The sequence below is a fragment of the Ensifer sp. MJa1 genome, from assembly GCF_037026475.1.
Taxonomy (GTDB): Bacteria; Pseudomonadota; Alphaproteobacteria; order Rhizobiales; family Rhizobiaceae; genus Ensifer.
The window spans coordinates 26,455-49,630 of the sequence record NZ_JAKUMO010000009.1; the positions used below are offsets into that span (position 1 = coordinate 26,455).

The window sequence follows — 23,176 nt, forward strand, 5'->3', positions numbered from 1 at the left end:
CCGGCTTGTTGGATGGCCGTCCTATCCCTGCCCGGTCATTCTGCGGCTCATCCGCGTTTCGAGGCAAGCGCCACCACCTTGCCCTTCGCCTTGGCTCCCGCGAGGAAGTCGCCCCACGCCTCCATTAGCTTGCGGCGCTTTTCGAGCGCGGTGCCGCGTCGGTAGGCCCCTTCCACGCCGCCGACCACGTGCGCGAGCGCAGCTTCCGCGACCTCGCGCGGAAAACTCGTCTGATCGCCCGCCCAATCGCGGAACGACGAACGGAAGCCGTGGATCGTCGCGGCGTCCTTCACCTCCATCCGCCGAAGCAGCATTTCCATTGACGCGGCGCTGACCGGCTTTCCGGCCTTCACCGACTTCCTGCTTTTCTGGCCGGGAAAGACGAAATCGTTTCCGTCCTCCCGCACCTCGGCCATGAGTTTGAGGATTTCCACGGCTCGGGGCGAAAGCGGCACGCGGTGCTCCTTGCCCGCCTTCATGCGCGCTGCCGGAACCGTCCAGACCTTGTGGGCGAAATCGATCTCTTCCCATCGGGCGTTGACGACTTCGCTGCTGCGGGCGGCGGTGAGGATGAGGAATTCCAGCGCCCGTGCCGCCACGCCGACCGATGCCTTAAGCCTTTCGATGAAGGCGGGCACTTCCGCGTAGGCCATGGCGCGGTGATGGCCGCGCGCCAATTTCTTGCGCTGCGGCAGGATGGCGTCGAGCCCGTTTTTCCATTGCGCCGGGTTCTTGCCTTCGGCGCGCCAGCCTTGCGCTTCGGCGAATGCGAGCACCCGTTCAATGCGACCTCTGAGGCGCGAGGCGGTTTCCGCCTTGGTCTGCCACACCGGTTTCAGCACCTTGACGATTTCGGCGGTGCCGATCTCGTCCACCTTCCTGTCGAGGATCGCGGTGCAATAGGATTTGCCAAGCGTCATCTTCCACTGCGCCTTGTGCTTGTCGTTCCGCCATGCCGCCATCCGCTGATCGTCAAGGAAGCGCTCGACGGCTACGGCAAATGTCGGCGCGGCCTCTCGGCGCGCTTCGACAAGCGGATTGAGGCCGCTTGCCACCTGCTTGCGGCAAAGGGCGGCCTTGTCACGCGCGTCGGCGAGACTGACGGCAGGATAGGCCCCGAGCCCCATGGCGGTTCTCTTGCCACCATCTTTCCACATGAACACCCAACTTGAAGTGCCGGTCGGGGAGACCTGCAGGTAGAGCCCGCCGCCGTCGCTATGCCGTCCGGGGTGGGTTTCGTTCTTGACGCCGTTTGCGCTGAGTTTGTTGAGATTGCGCGCCATGCCGCTTGCACCTTGTATTGCACCTTATAGGTGCAATCATATGCGACGCTATGCGACAATAGAAGACGGCAAGGCGCAAAAATTCCCGGAAAATAAGCACATCAGCGATGTCATGAGACGTCATGCGACAAGAGTTCAGCGGACACCCTCTCCGCCATATTATCCATCATCGACTTGATCGCTGCAGTTCGCCAAACAGGCCAAGGCCGGCAATGCACATGCCGCATCGTCGCAGCCCGGCCCGATGACGCCCTCGTTCCGGCGCGTTTTTTCAAGCGACTTTCAGTGCCGCGGAAATTTCCGACAACGTGGCTTTTTCCGCATCGCTCACCGCAACGCCGCCAAAGCCCAGGAACCCGCCTTCCTTGGCAGCTTCCGCCACCTTCTGGCTGATCTGGTACAGCCATGCGCTGAAGGCCGCGGCATCGCCCGGGGCCTTGGTCTCGACGACCGTTCGGGCCTGCTGCAGTGTCTCGATGCACCTGGCCTTCATGTCCGCCGCCTTGGCGCCTTTCAGTTTTGCCTGCAGTCCGTCGCGCGCGGCGGTCCGCCCTTCCGAAGTTTCGAAGTCGGCGACCAGGGCTTTGACGAGCGGGCTTGCCGCCGCATCCGTCTTTGCCTGCAGAAGCGCGCTGCTGTTGGCGATGCCTTCCTTCATCATGCCCCAGAGGCCGCTCGGCTCTGCCGCGGTCATGGCAATGCCGGCCATCATCACGCTCTCCAAAAGCAGCGTCCATTCGTCCGGGGTGAATGTCGATTTGTCAGCCATGGCTGATCCTCCTTCGTTCGATATCGTCCATGACAATTGCCGCCGGTCCATGTGGCGTTGACGGGCCGGCGGCGATGGCTACGGCTTCTTGCGGTTGCCTCCGTTTAGGCAGACAAGGCGGCAAGCTTGGCCTTCAATGTGTCGATCGCGGGCTTTAGAATGTCGGAAACGCCCGGAATGGCCAAAACCTTGTCGAACAAACCATTGAGTTGCGACATCATGGGGCCGACCAAAGCCGAAAGGGCTGCCTTCTGTTCGGCCGACATTTGCCCGGCCGCGCCGCTGACCTTGTCGAGCCCGCTTGCGACCTCCTCAAGCTTCGGCAGGGCTGCCGTGGCCGAGGCGGCGTCGGTGATACCGTTCAGCGTTGTCTGCAGACTGGCCATGCTGTCGTTGACCTGCTTGCCGATGTCGACCCCGCCAACCGTCAAGCTCGGGCCCGCTGTTCCGGCCTCGGGCGCAACCTCTCCGCTCGGTTTGCCGAACATGTAGAAAAGAACGGCTGCGAGCGCCAGGATCGCGATCACCCAATAGAGCCAGTTGCGTGATCCGGAAGGCGCGGCGGCTGCAGCCGACCGTTGCGCCGCGCTGCCGACGGTTGTCGCCGCCTCGCGTGCAGCTTGGCTGGCGGCAGCCGCAGTCGACTGAGCAGAGCCGCCGAGCGCACCGAGCAGGCCACTGCCGCCCAAAAGCTCCCTGGCGCCGGCTGGCAACGCGGCGGCAATATTGTCCTTCTGGCTTGCGAGCAAGTTGCTAATGCCGTTGGCGCTAAGGTCCGCGCCGCCCTGACGGGCAAGGCCGCCCATGACAAGAGGGGCGAGCGTCGCCAGCAGCGAGCCACTCGCGCGCTGGTCCATGCCGGAAACGCCGCCGATGGCGCTAGCCAGTGCGCTGCCATCCTTGGCCCCGAACAGCGACGAGATGATCTGCGAGCCGCTCTGGGCGAGTGACGCCTGATCGCCACCCGAAAGCATGCCGAGGAGATTGTCGAGAGATCCGCCCTGCTGCCTGGCGGTGTCGGCGATCTTCTGGGCGCCGCCTGGTTGCGCCGCAACGCCGGACAGTCCTGCGAGCACCGCAGGAATGGCAGCGCTGACGGCGCTCTGCACCTTGGTGCTGTCGAGCCCGAGTGCCGAGGCGATGCGGGCGATCATGTCAGGGGTAAGCATTTGTGCGATATAGGAAACAAGATTGCTGGCCATTGGCTATTCCTCCACGTTGATGTCGTCGGACAACGACCCGCTCATGGAGCGGTCGCCCGACGGCGCGGCAATTGGCTGCAAGCAATACGCGTTTATCTGATTGTCTGATGCGAGACCGGTTCGTCTGGGAACCCTCGGCGCGTGAACATTAGCACTTCTGGATGTATTTGCCCAGTTCTCGGCAACTTGCGGAAACGGCGGAGCCCGGCGGATGCATAACGATCCATGGAGCCGCCGCCTTCCGCACCGGCCATGACCTGTTCGCCACAGCGGAGCGAAGGGGATGCTCCGGTCTTCGGGCTCGGCTGGCGCTGCTGGGTGTAAGGGTGTCAGCGGAGACTTGCGCCCCCACGCCACGATCCATGTTGGTGATCGTGATCGAGGCTTGATCCCCGGCCCCTCCCGGAGCCAGGGATCATGCCAGGGTCGTCTTACTTCTTCGGGGCTTTCTCCGCGGGTGGGGCTGCCTGCAGGTCGCCGAGCAGTGAAGAGATGGCGTTTTCGCCGTTGAAGCCGGCTTCCTTCAGCAACTGGTCAAGGACCGGCTTGTTGGCCTGGTAGGCGAGCAACTGGCCCGCCAAACCGTCACCAAGGCCGATGCCCTTGGTGGCGCCGTCGCCGCCGGTGCCGCGGCCGAGCATGCCGCCGGTGTCGAAGATGCGGATGTCGGAAATCTTCTCGATCGGCTTGACTGCTTCGGCAAGCGCTTCGGGAATGATGCGGATGCGTTCGCGCAGGATCTCGAACTCGATGATCGCCGAGCTCAGCTTGTTGCGCGCATCGTTGAGCAGGGCTTCGCTTTCGGCCGCCGCCTTGCCGGTTTCAAGCACGCCCTTCGCCTTGATGATGGCGGCTTCGGCTTCGGCGGTGGCGAGCGTCTTGATTGCGTCCGCCTGGTCGAGGGCCGCCTGCTTTTCGGCTTCGGCACCAACGGTCACGGCGGTTGCTTCGGTTTCGGCGTTCTTGCGGGCGTCGATGACGGCGATCTGGCGTTCGCGTTCGGCGATCTCCACCGCCTTTGCGGTCTCAACCTTTTCCTCTGCGGCGATGGCCAGTGCCCGGGCGTTTTCAGCCTTGGCCTTGGCTTCGGATTCCTCGCGGCTCTTGTTGGCGACCGCTATCGCGCTCTCCTGGGAAACGATCTGCAGGTCGCGCTTGGCTTCCGTGTCGCGCTGCTGGACAGAGCGGGTCGCGTCGATGTTGGCGGTTTCACGCACCTGCTTGGCGGTTGCCTCGCGCTCGGCAATCGCCTGTTCGGTGGCGATGCGGGCTTCCTCTTCGGCGCGCTTGGCGGCCTGTTCCTGTTGTGCGGTTTCGGCGCGGGTCGCGGCCGACTTGTTGGCGATGTCGCGTTCCTGGTTCAGCTCCGCCTCGCGCTTGGTGCGCTCGATCGCCAGCGACTGCTGGCGGGCTTCGAGATCCTTCTGGGCGATCGCCACTTCGGTGTCGCGGACGATTTCGTTGCGCTCCTTCTTGCGGCCCTCGGTGATGCGGGTCAGCGCCGCCAGACCGTGAGCGTCGAAGAAGTTGTTGGCGTTGAAGTGCTTGATGTCGGTCTGGTCGAGGCGGGTGAGCGAAACCGATTCCAGCTCAAGACCGTTCGACTGCAGGTCGGCGCCGACCGCCTCCTGCACCGCCTTGACGAAATCCATGCGCTGTTCCTGCAGCGCGTCGAGGCTCATGGTTGCGGCAACCGAGCGCAGGCCGTCGACGAACTTGGCCTCGATCAGCACGCGCAACTGCTCGGCGTCGTTGGTGCGGTCGCCGAGCGTCTGGGCGGCAAGCGCGATCGAGGAGGCGTCCGGCTTCACGCGGACATAGAATTCCGCGCCGATATCAACACGCATGCGGTCCTTGGTGATCAGCGCGTCGCCTTCGCCGCGCCGCACTTCGAGACGCAGGGTCTTCAGGTTGACGCGGGCGATCGAGTGGAAGATCGGCAGCACGATCGAACCGCCGTCGAGAACCACCTTCTGGCCACCGAGGCCGGTGCGCACATAGGCTTCGTCGCGGCTGGAGCGCGTATAAAGCGATGCAAGTACAAAACCGATGCCGAGGATCAGGACAATGCCGATGCCGGCCGGCACCAAGAGGTCATAGAACATGGTTGCTCCCACGAGGAAGGATTAAGGATTTGGCGGCGTCAGGAGGTCCGACGGCGCGGATATGGTGATAAAAATGTCTGCGGCGCGATCAACGACGAGCACCTGCGCGCCGATCGCGATCGGTTGCTCGTTGCGGGCGGCCCTGGCGCGCAGCACATGCCAGTTGCCGTGGCGATCCTTGAGCCGGATACGTCCGGGCAGGCCCTGGTCCAGCGGGCCGACCGTGACCTCGCCGCTGCGACCGACGAAGTCACCGAGATCGACCGCATAGCTTTCGTCCCGTGGCACGATGCGGGCGACCCATCGGCTTGTGACCCGTACTGCCGGCAAGGACAGAACGAATGCGGGCAGGGCGGCGAGCGTTGCCGGCAGCAGCGCCCACGTGGCAACGGCGACGGCCTGGATGACAAAACCGGTCATGGCGAACAGGCCGAGGAACAGCATCAAGAGGACGAGGATGGGCACACCGCCGACGTTCAGCCAGGACAAGAGCCCGGACACGCCGTTGTGGTCGTCTAGCCAGGCCTTGTCGACCGCCTCGCCCAGAGAAAAGCCGAGCAACAGGCACAGTATCTCGATGCCGGTGAGGGCGGCGAGCATCACCGCCGCAATGGCAAAGGGCAGGGATTCCGGGGCGAGGAAAAGCTGCATGGGCTAATTCTGTTTGTTCTTGAACTGGGCGAGACGCGCCTCGATCGCTTGTTCGCGGTGGAGGCGGTCGAGTTCGTCCAACTCCGCGCTCGTGCCGCGCTCGCCCGAGGGAACACCGGTTGCGCGGGAGACGGCGGCGGCGGCGCGGGCGGCACCATCGACCGGGTTCGCCCTTGCGTGACCGGAAGGCGCGGCGTCCGGGAACTGGGCGATGCTGCGCTTCAGGTCGGAAAGCCTTGCCTCGGCCTCCCGGCGGGTGGCCAGCACCGCCTGCAGCGCCTGCTGGCCTTCATCGAGACCGTTGCGGGCGCCAGCCAGCGCCTTGTCCAGCGCGGCCAGTTGCGATTCCAGGTCGATCTGCCGCGCCACGCCCGCCTTGGCAAGATCATCACGTCCGGCGGAAATTGCCGTGCGGATCTTTTCGTCCAGCATGGTGAGGTCGGCGCCAATTTCGTCGCGGCGACTGAGGATGCGGTACTCCTCGGCGCGCGCCTTGCCGATGTCGGTGCGGGCTTCGTCGGCGGCGGCGTCGATCTCGCGCAGTGCCTGCTCGACGATGACGATCTTGTTGCTGCCTTCGGCCTTGTCGACCGCGGTGTTGGCGAGGCCAGCGATCAGCCGTCCCATGCGCGAGAGAATGCCTTCGTTCGTCATCATGTTCTTCTCCGTTCGGTCAGAGTGGGGCGTGACGCCGATGTGGATCTGGTAGCTGCCGTTCTCGAGAACGAGCTGGGCGGCAAATATGGTCAAGGCGCCCTGGGAGTAACCGGCGACGTCGTAGGGGATGGCGACCCGACCGCGCACGGTGGCAACGGTCAGGTCCGAGGGACCCTTGATCGCGAACAGTTTCTCGTCCAGCGGCAGCCTTGTGATGCTGCCGGCATGTCCGCGGTTCGCCGCAAAGTCGCGCAGGCCGAGGGTCACCAGCCGTGCCGGCAGGCCGGTGTGCTCCCGGACGGTTTCATAGGCCAGCTCGTGCAGCGTCACGAGGTTTGCCCCGGCTTTTTCGGCGGCCAGTTCGTTGAGCATGGCAAGCATGGAGCCGTAGGCCGCAAAGGTCTCGTCCAGGGCCTGGCGTGCATCATCATCCGGCGCGAGGTCGTAGCGAAGGATCGATGTATGGTTGAGTTGAGCCATGCTAATAAAATAAAGCACCGCTTTTGTGCTTTCAAGGGCTGGCTCAGTTTTAGGTTGTATTTTTCTTAATCGCGCGTCAGCCCGTGTCGGGCGCGTCGAGCCATACATGGCCTGCGGCTTGACGAGGCGGTCAAGGATGAAGCGCCGCGCCTCTTGCGGGACGCACAAAGATCACAGCTATCCCTTGAAGTGCCGTGCCTGGCGCGGATACGGCCAGGAAAACGGAAATGTGGATGTCGAGATGTTTTGACGTCACTGGTCGCTGTTGTTGCGAAGCCAGACCTCCAGAGCGGCAATGACCGACAGGCGCAAGCTGGCGCCCTTGGCTAGCGCACGCGTCAACGACATGTCGTCGGCCGGAAAGCCCATTTCCGCCATGATCGCGTTCGGCCGCATCCGGCGCCGGTTCATGATCGCCCGGATCTCGGTGACCGTTTCGGGAAGAAGGTAACGGCCGCTGGCAATTCCCGGCTGAGTGCGACGCGACGGCTGTGTTTCGCTGCCAGTGTCCTTGTCGGTCACCTGGTCAACGCCGTTCGTACCGAGCCACGCGAGGAAAGCCTGACGTTCGCCGGAGCTTGCCTTGTTCCAGGAGTTCTTGAGCTTGTCGAGGCGTGTGCGCTCGTCCTTCAGCCCTGCTGCCACCAGTGCCTTTCGCAAGGACGGGATCCGTCCCGCCAGGAGGTCGGCGTGGATCTCGGGGAAGTCGAGCTTGAGGCGCTGGAGGTCATCGGCGTCGTCGCGCTTCGGTTTCTTTGACATGCTCACTTCCAACAATCGTTTGGCGTCCTCTAGCGCAAAAATCCGCGAATCGAAAATGGTGTGAACGCGCAAATATCTGTGGCGGTCGACGCACGACAGGATCTGCGGCAACGCTGCCCGTGTTCGCAGTCCACGGATAAGAGGGGATGTGTCCTGTTCCTGGGGCGTGATCGCTTCTATAGAGACGCCGGTGAAACTGGCGCGTTGCTTCGCGCCAGCTTTGCGCAAGTCCCTCCGCCTATCGTCACGTCAATGGCCGGAATGTGACACGGCGAATGAAGGACAATGATATGTCAAACGAAATCGAGCAGTATCGCGATCCGTCGGATTCGATGGTTGCCCTCTATCTCGCCGACAATGACGGAGAGGAACTGACGGATACGTTGGTCGCCGCGCTTGAAGATGCGTTCCGCATCTTGAGTGATGAGATCGCAGGCGAGACCATGCACTGACGCCGCCTTTTGTGCGACGTTTCCGGGATGCCTGCATCTGGAAGCCTATCTGTGATTGCGGATCGGATGAGCGTCAACGTAACCTCGTGACGTCGAAGCTGCCTGCCGGAACGCTGGCAGCGCTTTAAGGGGGGCAGGCGTGATGACATTTTCGATCTGGCATGGTGATAACCCTGGTGGTCATCGGCGTGCCCGTATGGCTGGTTATCCGATTGCTCAAGCGTCAGCGCTAGTTTTTCCGCAAGTCCAGATCGTTTGCCCATCGGGGACTGCGCGCACGCGCGTCTGAGCGGATGCCATTGAGAAGCACCCGCTGGGCAGACCATCTCGCTGCTCGGTGACACGCGCTGTATTTTCCGGTCACAGCCGCGTCATTTGTCCCGGAGAAGCGCCTCGGCAGAAAGAGCCGTCGCCAGCACGGTTTCATCGGTTCCATTGCGCCCCACCAGCATCAAGCCGGCCGGACGCGTCAGTCCGGGCATCGGCAGGGTAACGGCGTTGAGGTTGAACTGGTTGGCCACCTGGCAGTTGCGCAACAGCAGGCCCTCGACACGGTCGTATTCGGCCTCATCCGTTTCGAGGCTGGCGATCGGTACGGCGGCAATCGGTGTCGTTGGCAAGGCGACGAGGTCGTAGGCCGACAGCCTTTCATCCATCTCCGCAGCGAGCGCGCGGCGCGTTTGGAGAAGGTTCGCGATGGCCTCATCGGAAACGGCGAGGCGCCGGCGCAACGGCGCCTTGACCCTTTCATCCACCGGTGCCGTGTCATCGGGCAGCCAGGCGGCGTGGATCCGGCTGGCTTCCAGCCCGGCGATCGAGCCGATCCGCGTTGCTTGTCTCAGGCGTCCGATCAGGTCGTCGATCGTGCAGTCGACGATCTCGGCACCGGCACCGGCGAGCCGGTCGAGACTTGCGGAAAACGCGGTAGCGATTTCGGGCGAAAGATCCTCAAGCAGCAGGCCGAAGGGGATGCCGATGCGAAGGCCGGCTACGGGGCGGGCAGCAAGCGGATAGGGTTGCACGCCGGCCATGACGGCGTCGGCCATCGCGCAATCGGCGACTGCGCGGGCCAGTGGGCCGATCGAATCCAGCGTTGGCGAAAGCGGGAAGGTCCCGTCGAGCGGGATGCGGCGCGCCGTCGGCTTGAAGCCGGCGATGCCGTTCAGCGCTGCGGGAATGCGAATGGAGCCGCCGGTATCGGAGCCGATGGCGATATCGCAGGTGCCTTCCGCCGCCGAGACGCCGGCACCAGAGGAGGAACCGCCGGGAATGAGGGTCTTGTCCGTGGCGTTGCCAGGCGCGGGGTAGTGCGGATTGAGCCCCACTGCCGTGAAGGCGAACTCGGTCATATGGGTCTTGCCGATGATGACCGCGCCGGCGGCGCGCAGACGTCGGACGACGAGCGCGTCCCTTTCGGCTGCTGGCGTATCGCGCCGGATGACCGAGCCGGCAAGGGTCGGCTCGCCTGCGACGTCGATCAGGTCCTTGATCGAGACGATCTTGCCGTCGAGCGGTCCGAGGCCGTTGCCTTCCCGGCGTCGCCGGTCGGCCGCATCCGCCTCGGCGCGGGCGCTGTCGGCGTAAACGCGCATGAAGGCCTTCTCCTCATGCCGGCGTTCGTTGAGCCGGCTCAGGATCTGCTCCAGGCGATCGCGCGCCGATGTGGCCGTCGAATGGGACATGATGAGGACCTGTCGAGTGCATCGCCACCGGTCGGCGGTATTCAATTTCGATCGTTGTCCGGATTCACCGGATCGAACGGGCATAGCCTTGATAGCAGCATTGGCTGCTTTTGCCATCGCCTCGCGACCGGTCATGGTGGTCGGAACCTTCACCGAACTGTCGCCAAATCGTTCAAATTGTTTCATGCGGCTGTTACGTCGCTGACATCGGGATGACCAAAGGTCCGGCACGCGCGATTGCGCGGTCGATTCGGAGGTCTGTTTGGCCGATATCCTCAAGACGCTTTCGAGGCGTTCTTTCCTTCTGTCCGCCGGTGCCGCTGGCTTCGTGGCTTCGTCCGGTCTTGCGACACCTTTCTATGCACGAGGTTACGGCCGGCCGGAATTCGTCCATGGCGTGCAGTCTGGCGACGTCGATACGTCGTCTGGCATGATCTGGACCCGGGTCGATCGGCCGTCGCGCGTATCGGTCGAATATTCGACGACGGAGAGTTTCTCCAATCCGGTCCGCCATGCCGAGCTCGCGGCGACGCCGCAGACCGATTGCGCGGTGAAATGTTCGCTCGACGGCCTGTTGCCGGACCAGGACATCTTCTATCGCTTCACCGCCACGGACCTCTATGACGTCAATCGTGTCTCAGAGCCGGTCATTGGCCGGTTCCGCACGGCCCCTCTGCGCAAGCGCTCGCTCCGCTTCGTCTGGTCGGGCGACACCGCCGGGCAGGGCTGGGGCATCGATGATGTCGGCATGAAGAGCTATTCGACCATGCGGCAGCACGAGCCGGACTTCTTCATTCATTCCGGCGATACGATCTATGCCGACAACCCGATCCCCGACGAGATCACACTTCGCGATGGCGGCGTCTGGAAAAACCGGGTGGTGACGCATGAGAAGCGTGACGTCGCGCGCACGCTCGAGGAATATCGCGGGCAATGGAAGTACAATCTGCTCGATGACCATGTCCGGCAATTGAATGCCGTCTGCCCCACCTTCTATCAGTGGGACGACCACGAGGTGCTGAACAACTGGTCCGCCTCGACAGACCTTCGCGACGATTCGCGCTATCCGGAAAAGGACGTCGCCGTCTACGCGGCCCGCGCCGCGCGGGCGTTTCACGAGATGACGCCGATCCGCATGCCGCCGACGCAGCCCGGCCGCATCTTCCGCAAGGTCGGTTACGGCCCTCTGCTCGACGTGTTCTTCGTCGACCTGCGCTCCTATCGCGGCGCCAACCAGGGTGAGGGGGGTGGTGAGCTTTTCGGCTGGCGGCAGGCGGACTGGCTGAAGCGTGAGCTTGCCGCTTCCCGCGCGGTCTGGAAGGTGATTGCCTGCGACATGCCGATTGGGCTCGTCGTCTGGGACGATTATGCCAACCGGCGCGGATCGGACGCGATTGCCAATGGCGACAATGGCGCGCCGACCGGGCGGGAGCTGGAATTTGCCGATCTTCTCAGATTCATCCGCGACAATGCGATCGACAATCTGGTCTGGCTGACGGCAGACGTGCACTACACCGCCGCGCATCACTACGACCCGTCGCGCGCCGCCTTCAAGGAATTTGCCCCTTTCTGGGAGTTCGTGTCGGGTCCGCTTCATTCCGGAACCTATGGGCCGAAGGAGCTCGACATGACCTTCGAACCGGAGGTTCGCTTCATCAAGGCGTCGGGCGGCGGCATCGACAGCAACCTGCCGCCATCGGTCGGTCTGCAGTTCTTCGGCATCGTCGACATCAACGGTCAGACGAAGCAGATGACCGTCCGGCTGATGGACCGGCAGGACCAGGAACTGTGGCGCGTGACGCTCGATCCGGCGGCGGTCGCATGATCAATTCGGTGGTGCCCGGCATCTTCGCAAACCCGGCTCACGGGACCGGTATCGGTTGCAAAGCCATGGCCAGTCGGCCTTTCGCTGCCGGTCTCTTCGCCGTGCCCCCCTTTCGCATTCGCAAAAAAACCTGTATGAGCGCGACCATTGAAAAAGCGGCGTGGCCCATCGGGGCTTGCCCTAAACCTTCCGAGACGAAAAATGAGCATTCGTAACATCGCGATTATCGCGCACGTCGACCATGGGAAAACGACCCTTGTTGACGAGCTCCTGAAGCAGTCGGGCTCGTTCCGCGAAAACCAGCGCGTTGCCGAACGCGTCATGGATTCCAACGACCTCGAAAAGGAGCGCGGCATCACCATTCTCGCCAAGGCGACTTCGGTCGAGTGGAAGGGAACCCGCATCAACATCGTCGACACCCCCGGCCACGCCGACTTCGGCGGTGAAGTCGAGCGCATCCTGTCGATGGTGGACGGCGCCATCGTTCTCGTCGACGCCTCCGAAGGCCCGATGCCGCAGACGAAGTTCGTCGTCGGCAAGGCGCTGAAGGTCGGGCTGAAGCCGATCGTCGCGATCAACAAGATCGACCGTCCGGACGGCCGCCACGAAGAAGTCATCAACGAGGTCTTCGACCTCTTCGCCAACCTCGACGCTTCCGACGAACAGCTCGACTTCCCGATCCTCTACGGTTCGGGCCGAGACGGCTGGATGAACGTTGCCCCGGAAGGTCCGAAGGACCAGGGCATGGCGCCGCTTCTCGACCTGGTGCTCAAGCACGTGCCGGAGCCGACGGTTGCCGAAGGCCCGTTCCGCATGATTGGCACGATCCTTGAAGCCAACCCCTTCCTCGGCCGCATCATCACCGGCCGCGTTCACTCGGGCTCGGTCAAGCCGAACCAGGCCGTCAAGGTTCTCGGCCAGGACGGCAAGCTGCTCGAAAGCGGCCGCATCTCGAAGATCCTCGCCTTCCGCGGCATCGAACGTCAGCCGATCGAAGAGGCGCAGGCAGGCGACATCGTTGCCATTGCTGGCCTCACCAAGGGCACCGTCGCCGACACCTTCTGCGACCCGTCGGTCACCGAGGCACTGACCGCGCAGCCGATCGACCCGCCGACCGTCACCATGTCGTTCATCGTCAACGACAGCCCGCTTGCCGGCACCGAAGGCGACAAGGTCACGAGCCGCGTCATCCGCGACCGCCTGTTCAAGGAAGCCGAAGGCAACGTCGCGCTGAAGATCGAGGAATCCTCCGAGAAGGACTCGTTCTTCGTGTCTGGCCGCGGCGAACTGCAGCTCGCGGTTCTGATCGAAACCATGCGCCGCGAAGGCTTCGAGCTTGCCGTGTCGCGTCCGCGCGTCGTCATGCACAAGGACGACAACGGCCAGCTGCTCGAGCCGATCGAAGAAGTCGTCATCGACGTCGACGAAGAGCACTCGGGCGTCGTCGTGCAGAAGATGTCGGAGCGCAAGGCCGAAATGGTCGAGCTGCGTCCGTCCGGCGGCAACCGCGTCCGTCTGGTGTTCTTCGCGCCGACCCGCGGCCTCATCGGCTACCAGTCGGAACTTCTGACCGACACCCGCGGCACCGCGATCATGAACCGCCTGTTCCACGACTACCAGCCCTACAAGGGTGAGATCGGTGGTCGCGTCAACGGCGTTCTGCTGTCGAACGACGCCGGTGAATCGGTCGCCTACGCTATGTTCAACCTGGAAGACCGCGGCCCGATGATCATCGACGCCGGCGAGAAGGTCTATGCTGGCATGATCATCGGCATTCATACCCGCGACAACGACCTCGAAGTGAACGTGCTCAAGGGCAAGAAGCTCACCAACATGCGCGCTGCCGGCAAGGATGAAGCTGTTCGTCTGACGCCGCCGATCCGCATGACGCTCGAGCGCGCGCTGTCCTGGATCCAGGACGACGAACTCGTCGAAGTGACGCCGAAGTCGATCCGCCTGCGCAAGCTCTACCTCGACCCGAACGATCGCAAGCGCTTCGAAAAGGCCCGTACCGCTGGCGCTGCCTGATCGATCCCAAGCGATCCCAAGACTTTCTAAAAAACCCCGGAGCGATCCGGGGTTTTTTGCTGTGTGTGCCACGGATGGGCGACTTGCGGATAAAGTTAAAAAGGCGTTAACCTTCCATTGGGTGCCGTTAAAGTTGCCTGTGGGTTAACGCTGGCAGGCAACCGGGCGGGATTCCTGTTCGCCCTGTGTGCGTTTAGAGTCGCGAGTCATGAAGACTGTTTCGATCGAGGTCCGGCCAGGGGAGCCGCAGGAAGCTTCGGCAATCGCCGATGTGCACCGCGTTTCGTGGTTGCAGGCCTATGGCGGTCTCATTCCCCATCGTCCCCTCGTGCAAATGGTCAATCGCCGCGACGAGACCTGGTGGCGCAAGGCGACGCGCGGACCCGCGACGCTGCTCGTCGTCGACGTCGCCGGAACCATCGCCGGCTATGCAACGCTCGGGCTCAGCCGCGCCAAGGCACTGCCGCAGGAAGGCGAGATCTACGAGATCTACCTTCGGCCGGAATATCAGGGCATCGGTCTCGGGCGCATTCTCTTCGGCGAAGCCAAGAGCCTGCTGCGCTCGCTCGGCTGCAAGGGGCTGGTCGTCTGGTGCCTCGAGGATAGCGAGCACGCCTACCAGTTCTTCGAAGGCGCCGGCGGCACCGATATTGCCGAGGGCATGGAAGATTTTGGCGACAAGCACCTGAAAAAGGTCGGCTTCGTCTGGAACTAAGCGCCGCCGCCAGCTTTCCTACAAAATGCTGAAATCAAGAGCTTATTCGGGTAGCTCGTTGTTGGGTTCGGCCGCCTTGTCGCCGCGCATGCCGTGATAGGCCGCCTTGTCGGTGCCGCAGCGAAAGGTCGGCGCCACTTCGTCGGCGATCTTGCGGGCGAGCGTGTTGGGATCGTGATTGGCAAGTGCATCGACGTAGCCCGCAACACAGCCCTTGCCATCGTCCTTCTGCGCCACCTTGGAGATGACGAGTACCTGCCCCTGCAGCGCCGGGACGGATGCACCGGATGCATCCGTGTTCTCGATGAACCAGCGCAGGATCGTTGCGACGGGCGTGCCGCCCTTTGCAATCCGCCACTCCACCGTCGTACCGGTATGGTTGAACGGAATGAAGCTCTCGAAGGCACCGTCGGCATAGCGCTGGTTGAGGTGGCCGAAGGAGACGCTCTGGCGGATGTCGGCTTCCTTGAAGCGAACGGGGTAGTCGCCATGACCCGCGCAGGTCATCAGCGCATAGATGCCCTCCTCTTCCGCAATCGTCTTGCACTTGTCGCGGCCGATGTCGGTGTAGACGCTCTCATTGGCCATGGCCGATCCAGCGGAAAGAAGTACCGGCAGCAGGAATGCAACCCTTCCGTTCATGTGGAGCTCCCTTGAGCGCGGCGAGAGGATCTATAGAGGTCGCTCGGCAGACACGAAACGACCGGTTGAATCTGCGCTGCGGACGAAAGTTATATTGCATCGCGGCATGTTTCCCTTTATCCGACGGGCAAACTTCCCAACTGACCCTGGAGTAGTCCATGCGCATCGACGCGATTTCCATCGGAAAGAATCCACCAGAAGATGTCAACGTCATCGTTGAGGTTCCCGTCGGCGGCCATCCGATCAAGTACGAGATGGACAAGGAAGCCGGCACGCTCGTTGTTGACCGGTTCCTCTACACGCCGATGACCTATCCGGGTAACTACGGCTTCGTGCCACACACTCTGTCCGACGACGGTGACCCGATCGACGTTCTGATCTGTAATACCCGCCCGCTGGTTCCGGGCTGCGTCATCAACGTCCGCCCGATCGGCGTGATGATGATGGAAGACAATTCCGGCCAGGACGAAAAGATCATCGCGGTTCCGTCGTCGCACCTGACGAAGCGCTATGACAAGGTCGTCGAGTACACCGACCTGCCGGAAATCACCCTGAAGCAGATCGAGCACTTCTTCGAGCACTACAAGGATCTGGAGCCCGGCAAGTGGGTCAAGATCTTCGGCTGGAAGGATGCTTCGGTCGCCAAGAAGCTCATCCAGGAAGCCGTCGAGCGCGCCAAGGGCGCCAAGTAAGCTTATAGCAAAGTAGGCTTAACGGCCGACGAGCTCAGCAAGTCGCTTCCTTAAATCCTCCGGATCGCCCTCGATCCGGAGGATTTTTTTGCGCTGTGTTTCGCCTGAGATGAGGGAGAGCCTGCTCTTGGGCAGCCCAAGCTTCTTCGCCAGAAGCGCAATCAGTGCCTGGTTGGCCCTGCCTTTTTCCGGAACCGCGCTGACGCGTACTTTCAGATGTTCTTCGCCGTCGGCAGCCGCTTCCAAGCGTTCAATGGCATCGCGGCCGCCGTTCGGCGTCAGACGCACCGTGACGCGCACATGATCACCATGTGCGCTGAAGGCCGAACTGGCCATCGTTAGCCAAGCAGAGCCGGCGCGATCGTCGTGTTGAGGAACAGCTGGATGAAGTAGAGGATCACGAGCACGACCAGCGGCGATAGGTCGACGCCGCCCATGTCGGGCAATACCCGGCGGATCGGACGGTAGAGCGGCTCGGTCAGCTGATAGAGCGAGCGGCCGATCATGTTGATCGCCTGGTTGTTCACGTTGATGACGTTGAACGCATAGAGCCAGGAAAAGATGGCCGACGCGATGACCAGAAACCACGCGATGTTGATGATGAAGTTCAAGGTGCCGATGACAGCAAGCATGCCGGTCTCCAAATCGTTATTGACAGACATGTAGACATTGAGACCTAAACGAGCAAGTACGCCGGTTTATTCGGGCGCGATCATGTTTAACATGAGGCCGCACGACAGTCGGTTCAGACGAAAGCGTGTCGCGATCTTTCCGTTTCGCTCCATGCGCCTTAAGTTTTTGATTTGTCGCCTGCCTTTATCGCCAAACCGCTGTGCAGTTTTGCGTGGCGTGTCCTAGGAGCGCTTCCCCCATGTCCGCCGTTCATGCCTCGCATCGGTTTGCCGCCTTCCGGCATGTCGGCTATCGCCGCTATTTCTTCTCCCGCTTCCTCGCCTACTTCGCGATCCAGATCATCTCGGTGGCCGTCGGCTGGCAAATTTATGATCTCACCCGCGATCCGTTCGATCTCGGCCTGATCGGTCTCTTCCAGTTCCTGCCGTCGCTGGTGCTGATCCTTGTTACCGGAACGGTCGCCGACCGCTACAACCGGCGCATGATCATGGGCGTCTGCATGGTTGTCAGCACGCTCTGCGCCGCAGCACTGCTCATCTTGACCGTTACCGGGCTTTTCTCGCCCTGGCCCGTCTATGCCATCCTCGTCGTCTTCGGCATCGAGCGCGCCTTCCTGGCGCCCGCTTCGCAGTCGCTGGCGCCCAATCTGGTGCCGGCCGAAGACCTGCCGAACGCGATCGCCTGGAACTCCACCTCCTGGCAGACCGCGATGATCGTCGGCCCGGTCGCGGGCGGCCTGATCTATGCGCTCGGCGCGGTCGTACCCTATACGGTCGGCGTCTGCTTCTTCCTGGCCTCGGCCCTCATGGTCTTTGCCATCCCGAAGCCGGCGACGCGCACTGCGCCCTCGGCGCAAAGCTGGAAGACGATCACCGCCGGTTTCCGCTACATCAAGGCGGAGAAGGTGGTGCTCGGCGCCATATCGCTTGATCTCTTCGCCGTACTGCTCGGCGGTGCCGTCGCACTGATGCCGGTCTTTGCCCGCGACATTCTCGCCCTCGGACCGTGGGGGCTCGGCCTGCTTCGGGCAGCACCCGGCATCGGCGCCGTCGGCATGGCCGTGTGGCTCGCAGCGCATCCGATCCGCCATCGCGCCGGCTTCTATATGTTCACGGGCGTTGCGCTCTTCGGTCTCGGTACCGTCATCTTCGGTCTTTCGGCGACGCCGTGGATCTCGATCGTGGCCCTCGTCGTCATGGGCGCTGCCGACATGATCTCCGTCTATGTGCGCGAGACGCTGATCACGCTGTGGACGCCGGACGAGCTGCGCGGCCGGGTCAACGCCGTCAACATGGTCTTCATCGGTGCATCCAACGAGCTCGGTGAGTTCCGCGCCGGCATGATGGCGTCCGGCTTCGGCGCGGTCTTTGCCGTCGTCTTCGGCGGCATGGGCACGCTGCTGGTCTCAGGGCTCTGGGCGCTGGGCTTCCCGCAACTGCGCAAGATCGACACACTCGACGTGCCTGCGCATCACAAATAGAGGCGTGCCTGTTCGGCAGACCGCTTCCTTGGACCACGCAGCTCCGGACCGAAGTCCGCGTTACGCTTTTTCTGGAAGGGTTTGCTGCCGCTCGTCGCGCAGGAAGATCAGTTCAAGAAAGCTCTCCATCCAGGTCCGCAGCGGCCCGTCATGCTGCATGCGGCCGTCGAGATGGGCCTTGCCGATCTGCGCACCCGGCATTTCGAAGCGGTGCGCACCGTGCACGACCCAGCGATGCATCATCGCGCGCGTCAGTTCGCCATGGAACTGGATGCCCCAGGCATTGTCGCCGTAGCGGAAGGCCTGGTTGGGATAGGTGCTGCCCGTTGCCAGAAGCTCGGCGCCGGCCGGCAGATCGAAGCCTTCGCGGTGGAAGTGGTAGACCATGGCCGGCCAGTCCATCAGCGCCTTGCCGGCCTTCGTCGCCACCAGCGGATACCAGCCGATCTCGGTCATGCCTTCGTGATGCGGCGCAACCGTGCCGCCGAGGTTGCGCGCCAGCATCTGCGCGCCGAGGCAGATGCCGAGATAGGGCTTGTCTTCCTTGAGCGGGACGGAAAGCCAGTCGATTTCGCGGCGGACGAATTCCTCCTCGTCATTGGCGCTCATCGGGCCGCCAAAGACGATCGTGCCGCTATGATGCTCCAGGGTCGACGGCAGGTCGTCGCCAAGGGCCGGGCGGCGGATGTCGAGCGGGAAACCCTTCTGCAGCAGAATCTGGCCGACGCGGCCGGCACTTGAGCGCTCCTGGTGCAGGATGATGAGAACCGGCTTCCTGTCGGTCGTCTCCGGCATCGGCATTTCAGTTTTCCTGTTGGCTCTCGGTCGGCACGGCTGTCTCGCTCCTGGCCGCAGCCTCCTGCCGCTGCAGCACGCGGTCGCGGCCGGAGACGGCGAGCAGATCGGCGATCCGCCAGATCACGTGATCCTCCATCTCGCTGCGCTCGCCATCGGCGTAGACGACATCCCAGAGCATGCCGACGAGTTCGATGCGCTGTTCTTCCGAGAGGTGGCGCTTGATCTCGGCGGTGAACTGGTAGAAGTCGATCGCCTCGCTTTCGGCAGTTTCGCCCGCTTCGATCAGCGCGGAGAGCGACGCATCATCGAGATTGTAGTGCTCTTTGATGATCTTGCGCATCTTGCGACGCTCGGATGCGAGGATCCTGCCGTCCGCTTCCATCACCTGGAAACAGAGAGCGATGACGGCCACCCTCGGATCGCCATGCTCTATGCGCGTCGCCGGGCCGGTCAGCCCGTCGAGAAACGTCCGGAAGCGTTCAAACATTGATCTTGCCACAGCCCCTTGAGAACTCAGAATAATCGGAAACCGGCCTTTTCCGGCGCCTGTTCGCCGGAGGTCGGATCACGGACACCGGGATCGTCCGGCGGCCGCCCGAAGAAGGGATCCGGCACTTGCTCGCCGTTCGCAGCCTCTGCCTTCCCCTTCTTGGGCGCAGGCTTGTCGGCGACCGCTTCGACCGGCTTGCGCTCGGCGACCTTGATCGGCGACGGCTCGACGCGGGGTTCTTCGGGTTCGGCTTCCAGGATGACCGGCGCATCGGCACGTCGGGTCGCTGGGACCACCTCGTGTGCATGCGGCTCCACCGCGACCGGCGGCAGGCTGCGGATCGCCTCGTCGGCGTCCGACTGGTCGTGGTCGACCGTCGCCGAAAGCGCGTGCGGCGAGGCCTTCCATTCGAAGGCGTCGAGCCGGCCACTGACCGGTGAGACCGGCAGCCAGGTCGGCGACGTCACGCCGTCGGCGGTCCAGGCGGGGTCCCGCGGGCTGCGCAACGCCTGCGCCATCCAGTGGCGGATGCGGCCCTCGTCACCGGTGTCGGCCTCCTCGATGTCGGCCAGCAACAGGAAAACGCTCTCGGTCGGATCAAGCCTTGCTGCGGCTTCGGCCTTGGTGCGGGCGAGCAGCAGCTCGCGTGCTTCAAGCGCCGCTTCCGCAACGGCCGCCATGGCGACGGCATTGTTCGGCCTGAGCGCTTCGAGTTTGCGGGCGCGCTTCAGCCGGTCGACGGCTGTGTCGCCGCCACGGGCCCGCACGTAGAGGCGCGCCACCTCCGGATGCGGTTCATGCTTCCAGCTCTTTTCGAGGATTGAAGTGCCCTTGCGCAGGTTGTCCTCGCGAAACAGCGCCTTGGCGGCCATCAGCGCTGCCGGCACCAGATGTTCGTCGAGCTTCAGCGCTGCGAGCGCATCGTCGCGCGCTGCCTTCGCGTCGCCTTCGAGCTTTGTCATCGCACGCGCGGTCAGGAGCACCGCCTTCTTGCGATCGGCTTCCTTGCGGTCGACCACATGGGCAGCCCGGCTCTGGTCGAGCAGGCGCAGGGCGTCGTCCCATTGTCCGGCCTGGCTCTGGCTGTCGAGCGTTGCGAGTGCAGCCCAGGGCAGGTGCGGCGCCTTTTCGGCGGCGCGTTCGGCATATTGCCGGGCAGCCTCATGAGCACCAAGACGCTTGGCTTCGAGGTAGAGACCGCGAAGACCGAGTTCGCGGGTTTCCGGGTCGTCGGCCATCAGCTCGAACTTGCGGCGGGCATCGTCGTACTTGCCTTCGATCAGCGCCGTCTGCGCTTCAAGCAGATGGATCAGCGGCTCCTGATCGGCGCTGATCAGGCCGCGGGTGCGGGCCGTCATCTTGCGGGCAAGATTGGCGTCGCCGGCGCCGGCGGCGATCAGGCCGGTCGAAAGCGCCTGGTAGCCGCGATCGCGCTTGCGGGCGCGGAAATAGCGGGTGACCGTGTGCGGCGACAGCCAGATGGTGCGCACCAGCCAGACGGCGATCAGCACCGCGGCGATCAGCGAGATCAGCAGCGATGCGGCGCGCATCAGGCTCATCTCGACAAGTTGCCCCTGCCAGACGAGCGACAGTTCGCCCGGCCGGTCCGCGAGCCACGCGAAACCGAGGCCGAGACCGAGGACGATGAGGATGAAAAGCAGAATGCGGATCATATCTGGTTCCCTCAGCCCGCGGTGCCCGGTTTCGCCATCGTCGCGGCAACGGCGGCATCGATCACGCCTTCGACACGCAGGCGCTGGTCGAGTTTGGCCTTGAAGGCCTCGCCCGCCGGCTTGGCGGCGGCCGGCAAGCCCTCCCATTCCAGAGCGGCGCCCTTCAGGTCGCCGCTGTTGAGCTTATCCTCGATGCGGGCGATGACCGCCTCCGGCGTGTCGCCCTCGACACTGCCGACCGGACGGACGCGAATGCCGGACATCGCACTCGACACCAGCCGATCAAAGATGCCTTCGTTCGGGTCCGGCTGGTTGAGGGCGTCGAGCATCGCATCGGCGGTCGCCGGGAACTCGCGCCGCAAATCGGTGCGGGTCGGCACGCCCACCTGAGCGTCCGCAGCCAGTCCGGCGACGGCCTGTTCGTCCGGCGCGATGCTGCGCAACGCGTCGAGTTCGGCGAGGAAGGGCCCGCCGCGGTCGATCGCGGATTTGAGCGCCGTGACGGCGACGGCCTTCGCCATCTGGATGTCGTTGACCGGCTCGCTGAGCTTCTGTTCGGCAGATTCGATGCGGCTCGTGAGTTCGGCCTTTTCGGCGGTTGCCGCCGTTTGCGCGTCGGCGAGCGTGGACTTGAGGCCGGCGATCTCCTTGGTGAGGTTTTCCACCTGCGCCTTCAGCGCCTCGGCCTCTGCCGTGGAGGCAGCATTCGAACCGGCCTGAGAACCGGACTGCTCCAGCGCGGCGATACGGCCCTCGAGTGCTGTGTTGTCGACGACGGCAGCGGGCGCGGGCAGTGCTGCGATCTGGTCGCGCAGCGCCTGCAATTCCTCAGATACGCTCTGCTGGGAAGCACCGCGATCTGGTCCAAGCGCCGGAATGACGCCGGCATATTGCAGACCGCCGAAACCGAGCAAGGTCACCAGGCCGCCGACAATTCCGGCGGCAAGCGCGCCGGAGTTGGATACCGGCTTTCGTGCCGGTTCCGGTTCGCGGGGGGCGACATGCGGTGGTTCTTCCGTGAAAACGGCCGCGGCGGCATCGGCGCGCTGTTCCTCGATCTCTTCTTGCAGGCGGGATCCACCCGCGCTGTCATCGCTGCTGTCCGCGGCGGGATCTTCTGCCGGGGCATCGCTTGCAGCGCTTTCGACTGTGGCCTCCGCCACCTCTTCGCGACTTGTTTCGGCCTCGACCGGTTCCACGACGGTTTTTTCCGCTTCGAGGTCGATCGTCAGCGGTTCCTTCTTCTCGGACTTCGAGCGGCGCGGCGGGTTTTCCGATACCATGGTGACCTCTTACCGTTGGTGCCTGTCGGCTCTTCTTTCAAACCTAGTCAGCCCGAACGGTGAGGGAAAGCCCCTCCGTTCCGTTTTTGTCCGAATTGCCATGGGACGGGCGCGGAATGCGGGCGGAAAACCGCCAGAACCTTTCCTCTTTTCGCTTTAGAGCAGCCTAAAAAGACTGTCTTCATCGGGCCTTGCGGCGGTCTGCGACAGCGTCCCGCCTGGCAGCGCTGCGGCAATGGCAGGGCTGAGGCAGAGGTAGCGCGGTGACAGGGAAGCCGTATCGAGGCCCGCTTCGGCAAGGATGCGGACAAGGTGGCGCGCGGTCTCGCGCGAGTAGAGAACGACGGCATCGGGTCGGTTGGACTGCGCCAGGTCCACGAGCCTGTCGCCAACATGGGCGATCGGCTCCATCCGGTAGCATTCGACTGTTCTGTAATCGATGCCACGCTGCCTCAGGCCCTCTTCCAGGCCATTGGAACGCGGCGTACCGGTCAGATAAAGCAGCGGGAGTTGCGGCGGGGTGACGACGGACACAGCGATGAGTTCGGCCAGCGCTTCGCCAGTTCCAGCTCCCGTGCGGATATCGGTGAAGCCGAGCTGTTCGGCTGCCTGTGCGGTCGCTTCGCCGACGCAGAAGCACGGAGTGATGAGGTGCTTTGACAGGTTGTCGCCTGACAGGGCAAGGACTCTCACGGTTTCGGCGCTGGTCAGGGCGATGGCCGCATAGGGCGCCTCGAGCGCGGCGCTGGCAGACGCGGTAAGGTGGGTTGCGCGCATCAGCGGCAGCAGGATCGCTTCGTGGCCGGCAGCCTCCAGCCGGCGCGCGGTCGCCTCGGCGGCGGGAAGCGGCCGGGTGACGAGCACGCGCATCGGC

The 23,176-nt window shown here is 63.5% G+C and carries 22 protein-coding genes; 6 read left to right on the forward strand and 16 right to left on the reverse strand.

Going from position 1 to position 23,176, the window contains the following annotated elements:
• Positions 1 to 47 precede the first annotated feature (47 nt).
• From MKZ91_RS14045 to MKZ91_RS14075, 7 genes are all read right to left on the reverse strand, one after another.
• Positions 48 to 1,283, reverse strand: a complete 1,236-nt coding sequence (locus MKZ91_RS14045) for a tyrosine-type recombinase/integrase (protein WP_336171491.1) — start codon at positions 1,281 to 1,283, stop codon at positions 48 to 50.
• A 271-nt stretch (positions 1,284 to 1,554) separates the two neighbouring features.
• Positions 1,555 to 1,992 (reverse strand): hypothetical protein, encoded by a 438-nt coding sequence (locus MKZ91_RS14050; protein WP_336171493.1) that lies wholly within the window; start codon positions 1,990 to 1,992, stop codon positions 1,555 to 1,557.
• A 164-nt stretch (positions 1,993 to 2,156) separates the two neighbouring features.
• A complete protein-coding gene (locus tag MKZ91_RS14055) occupies positions 2,157 to 3,254 on the reverse strand; it encodes a DUF937 domain-containing protein (protein ID WP_336171495.1) in 1,098 nt (365 codons plus the stop codon).
• 431 nt (positions 3,255 to 3,685) lie between these two features.
• Positions 3,686 to 5,359 carry a flotillin family protein gene (locus MKZ91_RS14060; protein WP_336171497.1) on the reverse strand — a complete coding sequence of 558 codons (1,674 nt, stop codon included), beginning with the start codon at positions 5,357 to 5,359 and terminating at the stop codon, positions 3,686 to 3,688.
• A 21-nt stretch (positions 5,360 to 5,380) separates the two neighbouring features.
• Positions 5,381 to 6,010 (reverse strand): OB-fold-containig protein, encoded by a 630-nt coding sequence (locus MKZ91_RS14065; RefSeq protein ID WP_336171499.1) that lies wholly within the window; start codon positions 6,008 to 6,010, stop codon positions 5,381 to 5,383.
• 3 nt (positions 6,011 to 6,013) lie between these two features.
• Positions 6,014 to 7,147 (reverse strand): PspA/IM30 family protein, encoded by a 1,134-nt coding sequence (locus tag MKZ91_RS14070; protein WP_336171501.1) that lies wholly within the window; start codon positions 7,145 to 7,147, stop codon positions 6,014 to 6,016.
• 252 nt (positions 7,148 to 7,399) lie between these two features.
• Positions 7,400 to 7,909 (reverse strand): hypothetical protein, encoded by a 510-nt coding sequence (locus MKZ91_RS14075; protein WP_336171504.1) that lies wholly within the window; start codon positions 7,907 to 7,909, stop codon positions 7,400 to 7,402.
• Positions 7,910 to 8,199: 290 nt separating this feature from the next.
• On the opposite strand from MKZ91_RS14075, the gene MKZ91_RS14080 reads away from it, so the two are divergent.
• On the forward strand, positions 8,200 to 8,361 hold the full coding sequence (locus MKZ91_RS14080; protein ID WP_336171506.1) for a hypothetical protein: 162 nt from the start codon (positions 8,200 to 8,202) through the stop codon (positions 8,359 to 8,361).
• 371 nt (positions 8,362 to 8,732) lie between these two features.
• Here the strand turns inward: MKZ91_RS14080 and MKZ91_RS14085 are convergent, their stop codons facing one another.
• Positions 8,733 to 10,043: an amidase gene (locus MKZ91_RS14085; protein ID WP_336171508.1), complete on the reverse strand. Its 1,311-nt coding sequence runs from the start codon at positions 10,041 to 10,043 to the stop codon at positions 8,733 to 8,735.
• A 262-nt stretch (positions 10,044 to 10,305) separates the two neighbouring features.
• On the opposite strand from MKZ91_RS14085, the gene MKZ91_RS14090 reads away from it, so the two are divergent.
• The 3 genes from MKZ91_RS14090 (at position 10,306) to MKZ91_RS14100 (ending at position 14,611) form a co-directional block, all read left to right on the forward strand.
• Complete coding sequence (locus MKZ91_RS14090; RefSeq protein WP_336171509.1) at positions 10,306 to 11,868, forward strand: alkaline phosphatase D family protein; 1,563 nt, start codon at positions 10,306 to 10,308, stop codon at positions 11,866 to 11,868.
• Between the two features lie 201 nt (positions 11,869 to 12,069).
• On the forward strand, positions 12,070 to 13,896 hold the full coding sequence (gene typA, locus MKZ91_RS14095; RefSeq protein WP_336171510.1) for a translational GTPase TypA: 1,827 nt from the start codon (positions 12,070 to 12,072) through the stop codon (positions 13,894 to 13,896).
• 208 nt (positions 13,897 to 14,104) lie between these two features.
• Entirely contained in the window at positions 14,105 to 14,611 is a 507-nt protein-coding gene (locus MKZ91_RS14100; RefSeq protein WP_336171512.1) for a GNAT family N-acetyltransferase, read from the forward strand.
• Between the two features lie 42 nt (positions 14,612 to 14,653).
• On the opposite strand, the gene MKZ91_RS14105 is transcribed toward MKZ91_RS14100, so the two are convergent.
• Complete coding sequence (locus MKZ91_RS14105; protein WP_336171514.1) at positions 14,654 to 15,253, reverse strand: hypothetical protein; 600 nt, start codon at positions 15,251 to 15,253, stop codon at positions 14,654 to 14,656.
• 158 nt (positions 15,254 to 15,411) lie between these two features.
• On the opposite strand from MKZ91_RS14105, the gene ppa reads away from it, so the two are divergent.
• Complete coding sequence (gene ppa / locus MKZ91_RS14110; RefSeq protein WP_336171516.1) at positions 15,412 to 15,945, forward strand: inorganic diphosphatase; 534 nt, start codon at positions 15,412 to 15,414, stop codon at positions 15,943 to 15,945.
• Positions 15,946 to 15,963: 18 nt separating this feature from the next.
• On the opposite strand, the gene MKZ91_RS14115 is transcribed toward ppa, so the two are convergent.
• Positions 15,964 to 16,281 carry a DUF167 domain-containing protein gene (locus MKZ91_RS14115; RefSeq protein WP_336171518.1) on the reverse strand — a complete coding sequence of 106 codons (318 nt, stop codon included), beginning with the start codon at positions 16,279 to 16,281 and terminating at the stop codon, positions 15,964 to 15,966.
• Between the two features lie 2 nt (positions 16,282 to 16,283).
• Positions 16,284 to 16,577, reverse strand: a complete 294-nt coding sequence (locus MKZ91_RS14120) for a YggT family protein (protein WP_139108271.1) — start codon at positions 16,575 to 16,577, stop codon at positions 16,284 to 16,286.
• Between the two features lie 239 nt (positions 16,578 to 16,816).
• Here MKZ91_RS14120 and MKZ91_RS14125 point away from each other — a divergent pair, with 239 nt between their 5' ends.
• Positions 16,817 to 18,058 carry an MFS transporter gene (locus MKZ91_RS14125; RefSeq protein WP_336171522.1) on the forward strand — a complete coding sequence of 414 codons (1,242 nt, stop codon included), beginning with the start codon at positions 16,817 to 16,819 and terminating at the stop codon, positions 18,056 to 18,058.
• A 60-nt stretch (positions 18,059 to 18,118) separates the two neighbouring features.
• Here MKZ91_RS14125 and MKZ91_RS14130 read toward each other — a convergent pair whose 3' ends face one another.
• From MKZ91_RS14130 to MKZ91_RS14150, 5 genes are all read right to left on the reverse strand, one after another.
• Positions 18,119 to 18,859, reverse strand: a complete 741-nt coding sequence (locus tag MKZ91_RS14130) for a glutamine amidotransferase (protein WP_336171523.1) — start codon at positions 18,857 to 18,859, stop codon at positions 18,119 to 18,121.
• Position 18,860: 1 nt separating this feature from the next.
• Positions 18,861 to 19,343 carry a tellurite resistance TerB family protein gene (locus MKZ91_RS14135; RefSeq protein WP_336171525.1) on the reverse strand — a complete coding sequence of 161 codons (483 nt, stop codon included), beginning with the start codon at positions 19,341 to 19,343 and terminating at the stop codon, positions 18,861 to 18,863.
• A gap of 26 nt (positions 19,344 to 19,369) precedes the next feature.
• Complete coding sequence (locus tag MKZ91_RS14140; RefSeq protein ID WP_336171527.1) at positions 19,370 to 21,019, reverse strand: heme biosynthesis protein HemY; 1,650 nt, start codon at positions 21,017 to 21,019, stop codon at positions 19,370 to 19,372.
• An 11-nt stretch (positions 21,020 to 21,030) separates the two neighbouring features.
• A complete protein-coding gene (locus tag MKZ91_RS14145) occupies positions 21,031 to 22,302 on the reverse strand; it encodes a COG4223 family protein (RefSeq protein ID WP_336171529.1) in 1,272 nt (423 codons plus the stop codon).
• A 156-nt stretch (positions 22,303 to 22,458) separates the two neighbouring features.
• Entirely contained in the window at positions 22,459 to 23,172 is a 714-nt protein-coding gene (locus MKZ91_RS14150) for a uroporphyrinogen-III synthase (protein ID WP_336171531.1), read from the reverse strand.
• Positions 23,173 to 23,176 lie beyond the last annotated feature (4 nt).

What these genes read in the sequence shown, in the direction of transcription:
- MKZ91_RS14045 (WP_336171491.1), bottom strand. Translation starts at nt 1,283, where the DNA reads ATGGCGCGCAATCTCAACAAACTCAGCGCAAACGGCGTCAAGAACGAA.
- MKZ91_RS14050 (WP_336171493.1), bottom strand. Translation starts at nt 1,992, where the DNA reads ATGGCCGGCATTGCCATGACCGCGGCAGAGCCGAGCGGCCTCTGGGGC.
- MKZ91_RS14055 (WP_336171495.1), bottom strand. Translation starts at nt 3,254, where the DNA reads ATGGCCAGCAATCTTGTTTCCTATATCGCACAAATGCTTACCCCTGAC.
- MKZ91_RS14060 (WP_336171497.1), bottom strand. Translation starts at nt 5,359, where the DNA reads ATGTTCTATGACCTCTTGGTGCCGGCCGGCATCGGCATTGTCCTGATC.
- MKZ91_RS14065 (WP_336171499.1), bottom strand. Translation starts at nt 6,010, where the DNA reads ATGCAGCTTTTCCTCGCCCCGGAATCCCTGCCCTTTGCCATTGCGGCG.
- MKZ91_RS14070 (WP_336171501.1), bottom strand. Translation starts at nt 7,147, where the DNA reads ATGGCTCAACTCAACCATACATCGATCCTTCGCTACGACCTCGCGCCG.
- MKZ91_RS14075 (WP_336171504.1), bottom strand. Translation starts at nt 7,909, where the DNA reads ATGTCAAAGAAACCGAAGCGCGACGACGCCGATGACCTCCAGCGCCTC.
- MKZ91_RS14080 (WP_336171506.1), top strand. Translation starts at nt 8,200, where the DNA reads ATGTCAAACGAAATCGAGCAGTATCGCGATCCGTCGGATTCGATGGTT.
- MKZ91_RS14085 (WP_336171508.1), bottom strand. Translation starts at nt 10,043, where the DNA reads ATGTCCCATTCGACGGCCACATCGGCGCGCGATCGCCTGGAGCAGATC.
- typA (WP_336171510.1), top strand. Translation starts at nt 12,070, where the DNA reads ATGAGCATTCGTAACATCGCGATTATCGCGCACGTCGACCATGGGAAA.
- MKZ91_RS14100 (WP_336171512.1), top strand. Translation starts at nt 14,105, where the DNA reads ATGAAGACTGTTTCGATCGAGGTCCGGCCAGGGGAGCCGCAGGAAGCT.
- MKZ91_RS14105 (WP_336171514.1), bottom strand. Translation starts at nt 15,253, where the DNA reads ATGAACGGAAGGGTTGCATTCCTGCTGCCGGTACTTCTTTCCGCTGGA.
- ppa (WP_336171516.1), top strand. Translation starts at nt 15,412, where the DNA reads ATGCGCATCGACGCGATTTCCATCGGAAAGAATCCACCAGAAGATGTC.
- MKZ91_RS14115 (WP_336171518.1), bottom strand. Translation starts at nt 16,281, where the DNA reads ATGGCCAGTTCGGCCTTCAGCGCACATGGTGATCATGTGCGCGTCACG.
- MKZ91_RS14120 (WP_139108271.1), bottom strand. Translation starts at nt 16,577, where the DNA reads ATGCTTGCTGTCATCGGCACCTTGAACTTCATCATCAACATCGCGTGG.
- MKZ91_RS14125 (WP_336171522.1), top strand. Translation starts at nt 16,817, where the DNA reads ATGTCCGCCGTTCATGCCTCGCATCGGTTTGCCGCCTTCCGGCATGTC.
- MKZ91_RS14130 (WP_336171523.1), bottom strand. Translation starts at nt 18,859, where the DNA reads ATGCCGATGCCGGAGACGACCGACAGGAAGCCGGTTCTCATCATCCTG.
- MKZ91_RS14135 (WP_336171525.1), bottom strand. Translation starts at nt 19,343, where the DNA reads ATGTTTGAACGCTTCCGGACGTTTCTCGACGGGCTGACCGGCCCGGCG.
- MKZ91_RS14140 (WP_336171527.1), bottom strand. Translation starts at nt 21,019, where the DNA reads ATGATCCGCATTCTGCTTTTCATCCTCATCGTCCTCGGTCTCGGCCTC.
- MKZ91_RS14145 (WP_336171529.1), bottom strand. Translation starts at nt 22,302, where the DNA reads ATGGTATCGGAAAACCCGCCGCGCCGCTCGAAGTCCGAGAAGAAGGAA.
- MKZ91_RS14150 (WP_336171531.1), bottom strand. Translation starts at nt 23,172, where the DNA reads ATGCGCGTGCTCGTCACCCGGCCGCTTCCCGCCGCCGAGGCGACCGCG.